The sequence below is a fragment of the Sphingomonas sp. Leaf67 genome (assembly GCF_001421965.1).
Lineage (GTDB): Bacteria > Pseudomonadota > Alphaproteobacteria > Sphingomonadales > Sphingomonadaceae > Sphingomonas.
This window is the reverse complement of the sequence record NZ_LMLP01000012.1, coordinates 239,182-251,162: the sequence shown is the minus strand read 5'-3', so window position 1 is coordinate 251,162 and position 11,981 is coordinate 239,182. Positions and strand designations below refer to the sequence as shown.

Below are 11,981 nucleotides of genomic sequence, written 5' to 3'. Positions count from 1 at the left end.
GTGGTTTTCACGCGAAGGCACGAAGACGCGAAGAGGTTTCACTCGCTGCCACCCGATCGCGTAGCGATCTCCTGTCGGCTGCGCTTCCACCGATTTGGAGGGTTCCGCTGACGCGGAACGATCGGGGGAGCCGCACCCTCCTTCGCGTCTCCGCGCCTTCGCGTGAAACCGAATCTTCTTCTAGCCGACCAGCCCCGGATACGCCGCCCGTGCCGCCGCGACCTTCGGCTTGTCCCAGCGCATGATATAGGGATGCGACGGATTCCGGCGTGCGAAATCCTGATGATCGGCTTCGGCGGGGTAGAAGGCACCCGTCTCGACCTTCGTCGCGATCGGCTTGGGGAAGGCCTTTGCCCGGGTCAGTTGCGCGATATAGCGGCGCGCCACCGCCGCCTGTTCGGGAGTCTGCGCAAAGATCGCCGAGCGATAGCTGGGGCCGCGATCGGGATATTGGCCGTCGACCTGTGTCGGATCGTGCGCGACCGAGAAATACAGGCGCAGCAACGTACCATAGCTGACGATTCGCGGGTCGTAGGTGATGCGGATCGCCTCGGCATGGCCGGTGCGTTCGGTCGATACCTGATCGTAGGTCGCGGTGGCACGGGTGCCGCCGGCATAGCCGCTGACGACCGATCGCACGCCCTTCACCCGTTCGAACACCGCCTCCATGCCCCAGAAACAGCCACCCGCCAGCACGGCGGTGGCAAGGCCGGGTCTGGCCGGCACATCGCTGGCAACGGCGGGAACCGGGACCGCGCGTTCGGCGGTGGCGGGCTGGATCGTCAGCGCAGCGGCAAGGCCGATGGCGGCGATCGACAGGGGTAGCAGGGGCTTCATGGTCGGTTCCTTGACGCGGACCGACCCGAGATGGGGCGCAAGCGTGCGCCCCGCCAGATCAACCGATGCGTTCGACGACCGCCGGTGCGGAACGGACCGACTTCGCATCGCTCGGATCGGCGATCTGCACCGCGAACAGCGCGACGGCGCCCAAGGCGAAGCCGCTGACGAAATGGCGAAGGAATCCGGTGCGCTTGGCTGTCATCTGTCTCATCCTCTTGCCCGGTCGCACACCCGGATGGTGCGCGACAGCGGGTCGATCGCCATGGCGGCGGACGACCCGTTCTTCAGCGGCAAGATATAGTTGGGGGCGGTGAACCGATGCTGGCGCGTCCGTTCATCTCCTGCACAGCCTCAACCATGTTGCGTGTGCGAAATCAAGTCGATGACGGGATGCATTTCGGAAACGCTGCGTTGCGCGACCAGCGTTTCGGTGCGGTTGCGCTGCTTGACGACGTACATGTCGCGGTCGGCAGCGACGATCAGGTCGGCGATATGGTCGAGCGTCCCGACCGCGGTACCGATGCTGAGCGCGACCGGCAGGTCGGGCGGCGCGATCCCCGTCATCGCATAGGCATAGCGGACGGCGATGGCGGCGGCGGTGGCATCGGCCCCCGCCTGATCGGCGTCGGGCAGGACGCAGACGAATTCGTCGCCGCCCCAGCGGAATACCCGCCCCCCTTTGGGCAAGGCCGCCGACGTCGCGCGGACCAGCGCGACCAGCGCCGCATCGCCCACCGCATGGCCGCAGCGATCGTTCAACGGCTTGAAATGGTCGAGGTCGATCATCAGCACCGCACCCCCGCCCCGCCAACGGGCCAGCCGCCGGTCGAACCCGGCACGGTTATAGGCATCGGTCAGCGGATCGCGTTCGAGCAGCGCCGACAGCGCCTGGTGCCCGCGCTCGGCATCCATCGTCAGCAGCGACACACCGCGAAACATGATGAACGAGATTGGCAGCACGGTCAGCCACGCCCCCAGCCCGTGCTTCATCCCCGTCAGGCTGGTGCCGATATCGCCGTGATAGGCCGACCATGATCGCGCGACGAACAGCGGCACGGTCGGCGCGAACAGCGCGACGACGATCCACGCGGTATGCAGCGATTCGCGTCGCGCCAGCCGGATCGCGGTCAGCACGATGGCGAGGTCGAACAGCGCGCGCAGGCTGCTGAGATACCCGACCCGGAACCCGAGTTCCTCGATCCGGACCGAGAAGAACAGCGGAGTCGCCGCGACCAGCGCCGCCGCGAGGATCAGCCGGTTGCTGCCGTCCGGATAGGCGAAGGTGCGCAAGCCGATGAAGATCGCGGCATAGGCGACCACTGCCAGCGGGTTGCCCAGCCAGACGATATAGTCGCCACCACCCATATCGCGGAACACCGCGCCGGCCGCGGTGACACCGAGCAGGATATGCCCGAACCCCCACCATGCGGCCCAGTTATCGAACCGCCCGGTCGCCCACGGAACGACATGGATGATGCCGGCAACGATCGATGCCAGCGCTACCATGACGTACATTGTGGAAAGATCGAGCAAGCCGTCCTCACTATCGCAACCAAAGTCGCGATAGATCAAAAAGGCCTAATAGTCTCTTTCTACTCGGTGGTTACTTCAGCGCGGCGCACGCGGTACGGATACGCGCACAAGCCTCGCGCAGCAATGCATCCGACGTCGCATAGCTGATCCGCATCGCCGGCGAGAGGCCGAACGCCGCGCCCTGCACCGCCGCGACCTTCGCATCCTCCAGCAGATAACCGACGAAATCCTCGTCGGTGGCGATCCGCCGGCCCGCGGGCGTCGACGTGCCGATCAGCCCCGACAGGTCGGGATAGACGTAGAAGGCACCCTCCGGCATCGGACAGGTCACGCCGTCGATCGCGTTCAGTTCGGCGACGACCATGTCCCGACGACGCTGGAACGCGGCATTGCGCTCGGCAAGGAACGACTGATCGCCGTTCAGCGCGGCGACGGCCGCCGCCTGCGCGATCGAACACGGATTGGAGGTCGATTGCGACTGCAGCTTGGCGATCGCCTTGATAAGCCATGCCGCGCCGCCGGCATAGCCGATCCGCCAGCCGGTCATCGCATAGGCTTTCGAACAGCCGTTCACGGTCAGCGTGCGATCGTACAGCGTCGGGTTCACTTCGGCGATCGTCGCGAATTCGAAGCCCGGATAGACGATATGCTCGTACATATCGTCGGCAAAGATCCAGACATGCGGATGCCGCTCCAGCACCTTGCCCAGCTCGCGCAGTTCGGCGCGGGTATAGCCGGCCCCGGTCGGGTTGGACGGCGAATTCAGGATCACCCACTTGGTGCGTTCGGTGATCGCGGCGTCGAGCTGTTCGGGCGTGATCTTGTACCGCTGGTCGGCCCCGGCGGCGATGAACACCGGCGTGCCGCCCGCGAACTGGACGACATCGGGATAGCTGACCCAATAGGGGGCCGGCACGATCACCTCGTCACCGGCGTCGACCGTCGCGACCAGCGCGTTGAACAACGTGTGCTTGCCGCCGACATTCACGCTCACCTGATTCGCGGCATAGGTCAGGCCGTTGTCGCGCTTGAACTTCGCGATGATCGCGTCCTTCAGCTCGGCGGTGCCGTCGACATTGGTGTATTTCGTCTTGCCGGCGCGAATCGCCTCGATCGCGGCGTCCTTGACGAAATCGGGCGTGTCGAAATCGGGTTCGCCCGCGCCCAGCCCGATGACGTCGACGCCCTGCCGCTTCAGTTCGAGCACCTTCGACGTGATGGCGAGGGTCGGCGACGGATTGATGCGGTCGAGCGCGGCGGAGGGCTTCATGGGACGTCCGATGCTGAGAAGGAACAGGTGCCGCGCCCTTAGCCGCCCCGTTCCCCCGCCGCAACCAGCCGCGCATCAATCAATCCGCGAACGGCGTTGCCGATGTAAAATCCTTGCGCGAGATCGGCCGGCGTCAGCGGCATTTCGACCGCATCACCGCGCGCGATCAGTTCGGCGCGCAGCACCCCCGGCAACAATCCACGATCGAGCGGCGGGGTCAGCAGCTGCCCGCCCTCCTCCCGCCGGACGAAGATCGAGGTGAAGCTGCCCTCGGTCACCTCGCCATCGGCGCGGGTGAAGATCGTTTCGAAACAGCCCGGCGGCGGCGCGGGCCAGAAGCGCCGGTCGCTGGTTTTGTGGGCGATGCGCAGGTCGGTCGCGGCCAGCGGCAGCGGCGCGACCGCCACCAGGACCGGCCCGGCGGGCAGCGTCGGCAGCGGCGTGACATCGACCGAGATCGCGCCCGATCGCGACAGCAACAGCCGGATGCGCGACGGATTGCGCAGGCGAAAGGTCGCCGCCTGCAATTCGTTGCGCGTCGCATGGCGATCGAACGCGAAGCCCAGCCGCCGCGCGCTTTGCGTCAGGCGGGCGATATGCCCTTCGAGCAGGGTGATCCCCTCCAGCGGATCGAACGCCATCGTTTCGACCAGATCGTAGCGCGCCGGCGGCAGGTTCAGGAACCGTGCCTTGGCGAGACATTCGGACCATTCGTCGGCGGCGCGCGAATCGGCGACGATGCCCGATCCCAGCCCCAGCGTCGCATGGGCGGCGTCGGGTACCAGATGCAGCGTGCGGATCGCGACGTTGAATGACGCGTCGCCAGTGCCGTCGATCCAGCCGATCGCCCCGGTATAGATGCCGCGCGCGCGATCCTCGATACCGTCGATCGCCTCCATCGCCCGCTTCTTGGGCGCGCCGGTGATCGACCCGCACGGGAACAGCGCCGCCAGCGCATCGACCGCATTCCGGTCGGGCAGCAGGTCGGCGGTGACCGACGACACCATCTGATGGATGCTCGGATAGGTTTCGACGACGAATCGCTCGGGCACGTGCACGCTGCCCGCGACGCTGACCTGCGACAGGTCGTTGCGCATCAGGTCGACGATCATCAGATTTTCGGCGCGCTGCTTGGGATCGGCGGCCAGTGCGCGCGCGGCGGCGGCATCGCGCGCCGGATCGGGATCGCGCGCGGCGGTGCCCTTCATCGGCCGCGCGGTGATGCGCCGCCCGTCGACCGCAAAGAACAGTTCGGGCGAGAAGGAGAGAATCCAGTCCTCGCCGGTCCACACCACCGCGCCATGCCCCGCCGCCGCGCACGGCCGGATCGCGGCATACAGCGCCAGCGGATGGCCCGCGACCGGCACCTGCGCGCCGAAGGTCAGGTTCGCCTGATACAGGTCGCCCGCCGCGATCAGGTCGAGGACGGTGTTGCAGTGCGCGATATGGCGATCGGCATCGATCGCCGGCTCGACCTCACCGATCCATGCACCGTTCGGGTCGGGCAATGCGGCGACGACGTCGGCCGTTTCGGCCGCTGCGAACACGCCGAACCACAGCAGCGGCGCGGTACCGCTGCGCATCCGCAGCCCCGGCACCAGTGCCGCGCCGGCTTCATAGTGCAGATAGCCTGCAACCGACGCACCTTCACCGATCGCGGTCGACAGGTCCGCCAGCGCCGCCGTCACCTCGCCGACGCCATCGGCGCGGATGATGCGGGACGGTGCCCGATACAGCGTTGCCGAGCCGCCCGGCCGGGCATCGTCGAACAGCACGAAAGGCCGGGTCGTATCGAACATTGCCCACGCTTGCCGCCTGCCGCCGCGCGGGGCAAGCGTCGAACCGCGCTTTGTCGTTACGGCATTCGACGGTAAGGCACGGGCATGACCCCATCCCCGATCCGCGCGGCGATCATTCCGGTGACGCCGCTCCAGCAGAATTGCACGCTGCTTTGGTGTACCAAGACGATGCGCGGCGCCTTCGTCGATCCCGGCGGCGACCTGCCGCGCCTGCTCGCCGCCGCCGAGCAACATGGCGTGCGAATCGAAAAGATCCTGCTCACCCACGGGCATATCGATCATTGCGGGGAGGCCAAGCCGCTCGCCGAGCAGCTGGGCGTGCCGATCGAGGGGCCGCACGAGGCCGACCGGTTCTGGATCGCGCGGCTGGACGAGGATGGCAAGCGGTGGGGCCTGCGCGGCGTCCCGTTCGAACCGGATCGCTGGCTGGTCGAGGGCGACACCGTCACCGTCGGCGAGGCGAGCTTCGCGGTGTACGAGACCCCCGGCCACACGCCCGGCCATGTCATCTTCCACCACGCCGACGCCAAATTCGCGCTGGTCGGCGACGTCCTGTTCCAGGGGTCGATCGGCCGCACCGACTTTCCGCTGTCGGATACGCAGGCGCTGATCGATTCGGTCGTGACGAAGCTGTGGCCGCTGGGCGACGATATCGCGTTCGTGCCGGGCCATGGTCCGGGCAGCACCTTCGGCCATGAGCGGGCGACGAATCCGTTTGTCGGTGATACGGCGCTCGGCAAGTAGCGCTCCACCACCTCGTATCCGGGCCTGCGCCGGGATATAGGAAGCTTGCCGGCAACCCGAAGCTTGCAACCCCGCGCGAAAACGCTATAGGCGCGGTTCGCTTCGCGACCAGCCTGTCTGCCGGTCCGGCGGGTCGCCGGTCGCGAAAAGCGGTCGGGCACTTGCCTGGGCCGCGTCGTCAGTTGGTGGTGAAACCAACCGATACCCAAGTGATAAAGGTGCCGAAATGGCAGTTCCCAAGAGAAAGACCTCGCCCTCCAAGCGCGGTATGCGTCGCAGCCACGATTCGCTGAGCGTCGAATCGTTCCAGGAATGCCCGAACTGTGGCGAACTGAAGCGTCCGCACAACCTGTGCAACGCCTGCGGCCATTATAACGGTCGCGAAGTCGTCTCGGTCGAAGCGTAACCGCCGGACCGGACAGGGAAGCACGCATGGCCGACGGGTCCTGGATCGCCATCGACGCGATGGGCGGTGACGAAGGGCTTGCCACCATGCTGGCGGGCGTCGCCCATGCGCGACGCCGCCACGAATCGATGCGGTTCCTGCTGGTCGGGGACGAAGCGGCGATTCGTGCCGGGCTCGAATCGCACCCGAACCTGTCCGCCGCATCGGAAATCGTTCACGCCCCCGAAGTCGTCGGATCGTCGGACAAGCCGAGCCAGGCGATCCGCCGGGCCAAGACGACGTCGATGGGCGTCGCCATTGGCCTGGTGAAGCAGGGCCGCGCCGCCGCCGCAGTGTCGGCGGGTAATACCGGCGCGCTGATGGCGATGGCGAAGCTGGCGCTGCGCACCATGCCGGGCATCGATCGTCCGGCACTGGCGGCGTTGCTGCCCAGTCTCGGCGACAATGACCTCGTCATGCTCGACCTTGGCGCCAATGCCGAGTGCGATGCCCGCAACCTCGTCCAGTTCGCGGTGATGGGCGCGGCCTATGCCCGCACCGCGCTCGACCTCGAATCGCCCCGCGTCGCGCTGCTGAACATCGGCACCGAGGAGCTGAAGGGCATCGACAGCGTACGCGAGGCGGCAGCGATCCTGCGTGCCTCGCCGCATCTGCCGATGACCTTCTCGGGGTATATCGAGGGCGATCGCCTCTCGCGCGGACAGGTCGATGTCGTCGTCTGCGACGGCTTTTCGGGCAATATCGCGCTGAAGACTGCCGAGGGCACCGCGCGATTCGTCGCCGACCTGCTCAAGCGCGCCTTCCGCTCGTCGATCCGGTCCAAGATCGGGTTCCTGATCTCGCGGCCGGCGACCGAATTGCTGCGCCATCACCTCGATCCCAACAATCACAACGGCGCGGTCTTTCTCGGCCTCAACGGGCTGGTGGTCAAAAGCCATGGCAGCGCCAACGAAGCCGGCATTTCGAACGCGATCCAGGTCGCGGCCAAGATGGTCCGCGACGACCTGACCCGCAGCATCGCCAGCGATCTCGCGGCGATCGAGGCGCGCGCGGCATGATCCGCTCGGTCGTCACCGGCACCGGCTCGGCGCTCCCCGCCCGGCGGGTATCGAATGCCGAACTGGCCGAACAGGTCGACACCTCCGACGAATGGATCGTCGAGCGTACCGGCATCCGCTTCCGCCACATCGCCGCCGAGCACGAGACGACCGCGACGCTCGCGGCCGATGCCGCGCGCGCTGCGGTCGCTGCCGCCGGGATCGAACCGCAGACGATCGACCTGATCGTGCTGGCGACCGCCACCCCCGACCAGACCTTTCCGGCGACCGCGACCAAGGTGCAGGCGATGCTCGGCATCGACGACTGCGTCGCGTTCGACGTGGCGGCGGTGTGTTCTGGCTTTCTCTATGCGGTGCAGGTCGCCGATGCGATGCTGCGCACCGGCATCCATCGCCGGGCACTGGTGATCGGAGCCGAGACGTTCAGCCGCCTGCTCGACTGGGAGGATCGCACCACCTGCGTCCTGTTCGGCGACGGCGCGGGCGCGATCGTCCTCGAGGCACGGGAAACCGATGGCGACACGCCGCAGGGTATTCTCGCCACCCGCCTCCACGCCGATGGCCGGCACAACGGCCTCCTTTATGTCGATGGCGGTCCGTCGACGACTGGCACGGTCGGCAAGCTGCGCATGAAGGGCAAGGAAGTGTTCCGCCATGCGGTGGTCAACCTGGCCACCGTCATGGGCGAATCGCTCGAACTGGCGGGACTGACCCCCGACGACGTCGACTGGGTCGTGCCGCATCAGGCCAATGCCCGCATCCTCGACGCGACCGCGCGCAAGCTGGGCCTGCCCCGCGAGAAGGTCGTGGTGACCGTCGACATTCACGCCAACACCTCGGCCGCGTCGGTCCCGCTCGCGCTCGACGTCGCCACCCGCGACGGACGGATCAAGCGCGGCGACATCGTCGTGCTGGAGGCGATGGGCGGTGGTTTCACGTGGGGCGCCGCCGTAGTGCGTTGGTAATCCTTTAGTATTTTTGAATCTTCGTATACGCTGTGCTACCGGCAACTGGTGTAGATGAAAAAGGATTTCACCAATGGTTTCCGATGGCACCCTGACCCGCGCCGATCTCTCTGAAGAGATGCATCGCGAGATCGGTCTGTCGCGTGCCGATTCCGCGCGTGTCGTCGAACAGATTCTCGATCATATGTGCGAAGCGCTGTCGCAGGGCGAAAACGTCAAGATTTCGGGCTTCGGCAGCTTCGTGCTGCGCGACAAGGGTGAGCGGATCGGCCGCAATCCCAAGACCGGGGTCGAAGTGCCGATCGCACCGCGTCGCGTCCTGACCTTCCGCGCCAGCCAGATGATGCGCGACCGCATCACCACCAACTGAACGAGGCCGATTGCCACCCCCGGTCGACAAATCCGCCAACGCCTATCGCACGATCGGCGAAGTGGCGCGTGAACTGGGGGTGCCGCAGCATCGGCTCCGCTATTGGGAAGGGCGTTTCCCGCAGATCCGCCCGCTGACCCGCGCCGGCGACCGCCGCTATTACCGGCCGGAGGATGTGACGCTGTTGCGCCGTATCCAGACGCTGCTGGGCGACCAGGGCTATACCGTGCGCGGCGTGCAGCAATTGCTGGCGCAGGAGGCAAAGGCCCCGGCCATACCCGTTGCTCCGATCCCGCGCCGTGCCGCCCGCATCATCGAATTGCGTGCGATTCGCTCGCTTCTCGCCGATGCGCTGGCGGCCGATAACGCGGCCGATTAGCAGGGCGGCGCGCCGACGCAACACTGTGCCATCGGCCGATCCACGCGCCGCTTTCCCCGACCGCCAAACCTGCTAAACCGCGCGGGCGATGAGCGTATCCAATACCGACACCTCCCCCGCGCCTGGCCGGCGGGACCGTTTCGCCCGCATTCGGCGACGGTGGTGGTTCCGCCTGCCCGCTATTGCACTGTTGCTGTCGGGGATCGGCGTGTTCCTGATCTGGCTGCTGCTGTGGCGCACCCTGCCCTCGGTCGATTCGCTGCGCGCCTATGAACCCCCGCTGCCGACCAATGTCCGCGGGATCGCGGGCGATCCGGTTCACAGCTATGCCCGCGAACGCCGCGTGCAGCTGTTCTATGCCGAATATCCGCCGCTGCTGGTCCGCGCGTTCCTCGCCGCCGAGGACCGGACGTTTTTCGAGCATCACGGCGTAGACTATCCCGGCATCGCATCGGCGATGCTCACCAATCTGCGCAACGACGGTCGCCCGATCGGCGCGTCGACGATCACGCAACAGGTGGCCAAGAACCTGCTGCTGACCAGCGAGGTCAGCTATGTCCGCAAGGCGAAGGAGGCACTGCTCGCCTATCGCATCGAGAATGCGCTGACCAAGCAGCAGATACTCGAACTCTATCTCAACCAGATCGCGCTCGGCCGCAACGCGTTCGGCGTGGAGGCCGCCGCCCACGCCTATTTCGGCAAGGAACTGCGCGAGCTGACGCTGCCGCAAATGGCGTATCTGGCAATCCTGCCGAAAGGGCCGTCGAACTACACGCCCGAACGCGGCTATGATCGCGCGATTACCCGTCGCAACTGGGTTCTGGGCGAAATGGAGCGCAACGGCTTCATCACCGGTGCCCAGCGCGCCGCCGCCATCGTCCAGCCGCTCGGCACCATCCCGCGCCAGACCCCGCGACAGGAAACGGCGGGTGGCTATTTCATCGAGGAAGTCCGCCGCCAGCTGCTCGGCCAGTTCGGGGAAAATGCAAAGGACGGTCCGTACAGCGTCTATGCCGGCGGCCTGTGGGTCCGCACCTCGCTCGACCCCAAGATTCAGGTCGATGCGCAGGACGCGCTGCGCAGCGGCCTCATCCGGTTCGATGCGGGGCGCGGCTGGTCCGGTCCGCTCAACAAGCCGCGCACGACGATCGACGGCGACAATTGGCAACAGGCGCTGCTCAACACCAATATCGGCGTCGATTATCAGGATTGGCAGGCCGCGATCGTCATCGACAAGGAGGCCGGCGAGGCGCGGATCGGCTTTGCCGACGGCCGCACCGGCACGTTGCCGCGCGGCAATGCGCAGATGCCGGTCCGCGGCGGCACCGGCAACGCATTCGGCGCGATCCGGCGTGGCGACATCCTCGCCGTAGCGCCGGCGGGCGGCGACTGGTCGCTGCGCTCGGTCCCGCGCGTGTCGGGCGGGATGGTGGTCGAGGACCCGCGCACCGGCCGCATCCTCGCGATGCAGGGCGGGTTCGACAGCCGTATCCAGTCGTTCAACCGCGCGACGCAGGCGATGCGCCAGCCCGGATCGACGATCAAGCCGATCGTCTATGCCGCCGCGCTGGAGGCAGGGATGACCCCCGCCTCGATCATCGTCGACGGCCCGTTCTGCGTCAATCAGGGCGGGCGGCTGGGCCAGAAATGCTTCCGCAACTTCGGCGGCGGCGGGGCCGGCCCGCACACCATGCGCTGGGGCGTCGAACAGTCGCGCAACCTGATGACGGTGCGCGCCGCCGCCCAGACCGGCATGGACAAGGTCAACGACCTGATCCAGCGCGTCGGCATCAGCGACGAGAAATTCCCGCCCTATCTCTCCTATGCACTGGGCGCAGGCGAGACGACGGTGCTGCGCATGGTCAACGCCTATTCGATCCTCGCCAATCAGGGCCGCGAGCTGAAACCCACGGTCATCGATTTCGTGCAGGACCGCCGGGGCAAGGTGATCCTGCCCGAAAACTGGCGCGCCTGCGACGGCTGCAACGCGCCCGATTGGGACGGCAAGCCGATGCCGCGTCCGCAGATCAGGTCGCGGCAGGTCATGGACGCGATGAGCGCGTACCAGATGGTCCACATCATGGAGGGGGTGATCCAGCGCGGCACCGCTACGACGCTGCGCGACCTCAATCGTCCGATCATGGGCAAGACCGGCACCTCGACCGGTCCGACCGATGTCTGGTTCGTCGGCGGCACGCCGCAGATGATCGCCGGCCTCTATCTCGGCTTCGACAGCCCCCGCAATCTCGGCGGCTATGCCCAGGGCGGGACGATCGCCGCGCCGATCTACAAGACGTTCGCGGTAAAGGCCTATCAGGACATGGAGGCGCTGCCGTTCCGTGCGCCCGCCGGCATCCGCATGGTCCGCATCGACCGCGCGAGCGGCCGCCCGGTCTATGGCGCGTGGCCGACGACCGATCCGAAGGCGGCGGTGATCTGGGAAGCGTTCAAGCCCGAGACCGAGGCGCGCCGCGCCACCGGACGGCTGGGCGAAGCGCGCGCGCCGGTGTCCCGCGATCCGACCCGCGCCGCGCCCACCCAGCAACAGGCACAACCGCGCGACAGCGACTTCTTGCAACGCGAAGGGGGAATCTACTAGCGCGCCGCCTATATCGGC

12 protein-coding genes are annotated in these 11,981 nt (G+C 67.0%); 7 read left to right on the top strand and 5 right to left on the bottom strand.

Annotation, left to right across the window (positions count from 1 at the left end; all coding sequences use genetic code 11):
• Nucleotides 1-180: 180 nt before the first annotated feature.
• From msrA to pabB, 5 genes are all read right to left on the bottom strand, one after another.
• Nucleotides 181-837 (bottom strand): peptide-methionine (S)-S-oxide reductase MsrA, encoded by a 657-nt coding sequence (gene msrA / locus ASE90_RS08835; protein ID WP_055998928.1) that lies wholly within the window; start codon nt 835-837, stop codon nt 181-183.
• A 58-nt stretch (nt 838-895) separates the two neighbouring features.
• Entirely contained in the window at nt 896-1,051 is a 156-nt protein-coding gene (locus tag ASE90_RS19665) for a hypothetical protein (RefSeq protein ID WP_156361511.1), read from the bottom strand.
• A gap of 140 nt (nt 1,052-1,191) precedes the next feature.
• On the bottom strand, nt 1,192-2,355 hold the full coding sequence (locus ASE90_RS08830) for a GGDEF domain-containing protein (RefSeq protein WP_082449678.1): 1,164 nt from the start codon (nt 2,353-2,355) through the stop codon (nt 1,192-1,194).
• Between the two features lie 88 nt (nt 2,356-2,443).
• Nucleotides 2,444-3,643, bottom strand: a complete 1,200-nt coding sequence (locus ASE90_RS08825; protein WP_055998924.1) for a pyridoxal phosphate-dependent aminotransferase — start codon at nt 3,641-3,643, stop codon at nt 2,444-2,446.
• A 38-nt stretch (nt 3,644-3,681) separates the two neighbouring features.
• Complete coding sequence (gene pabB / locus ASE90_RS08820; protein ID WP_055998923.1) at nt 3,682-5,442, bottom strand: aminodeoxychorismate synthase component I; 1,761 nt, start codon at nt 5,440-5,442, stop codon at nt 3,682-3,684.
• Between the two features lie 84 nt (nt 5,443-5,526).
• Here pabB and ASE90_RS08815 point away from each other — a divergent pair, with 84 nt between their 5' ends.
• From ASE90_RS08815 to ASE90_RS08785, 7 genes are all read left to right on the top strand, one after another.
• Complete coding sequence (locus ASE90_RS08815; protein WP_055998922.1) at nt 5,527-6,186, top strand: MBL fold metallo-hydrolase; 660 nt, start codon at nt 5,527-5,529, stop codon at nt 6,184-6,186.
• A gap of 226 nt (nt 6,187-6,412) precedes the next feature.
• Nucleotides 6,413-6,592, top strand: coding sequence for a 50S ribosomal protein L32 (gene rpmF, locus ASE90_RS08810; protein WP_055762192.1), 180 nt, complete (start codon nt 6,413-6,415; stop codon nt 6,590-6,592).
• A gap of 26 nt (nt 6,593-6,618) precedes the next feature.
• Nucleotides 6,619-7,650, top strand: a complete 1,032-nt coding sequence (plsX, locus tag ASE90_RS08805) for a phosphate acyltransferase PlsX (RefSeq protein ID WP_055998921.1) — start codon at nt 6,619-6,621, stop codon at nt 7,648-7,650.
• Nucleotides 7,647-8,615, top strand: a complete 969-nt coding sequence (locus tag ASE90_RS08800) for a beta-ketoacyl-ACP synthase III (RefSeq protein ID WP_055998919.1) — start codon at nt 7,647-7,649, stop codon at nt 8,613-8,615. Before plsX ends, ASE90_RS08800 begins: the two co-directional genes overlap by 4 nt.
• 73 nt (nt 8,616-8,688) lie before the next feature.
• Nucleotides 8,689-8,985: an integration host factor subunit alpha gene (locus ASE90_RS08795; protein ID WP_055998917.1), complete on the top strand. Its 297-nt coding sequence runs from the start codon at nt 8,689-8,691 to the stop codon at nt 8,983-8,985.
• 10 nt (nt 8,986-8,995) lie between these two features.
• On the top strand, nt 8,996-9,364 hold the full coding sequence (locus tag ASE90_RS08790; protein ID WP_055998915.1) for a MerR family transcriptional regulator: 369 nt from the start codon (nt 8,996-8,998) through the stop codon (nt 9,362-9,364).
• Nucleotides 9,365-9,452: 88 nt separating this feature from the next.
• Nucleotides 9,453-11,963, top strand: coding sequence for a penicillin-binding protein 1A (locus ASE90_RS08785; protein WP_055998913.1), 2,511 nt, complete (start codon nt 9,453-9,455; stop codon nt 11,961-11,963).
• Nucleotides 11,964-11,981 lie beyond the last annotated feature (18 nt).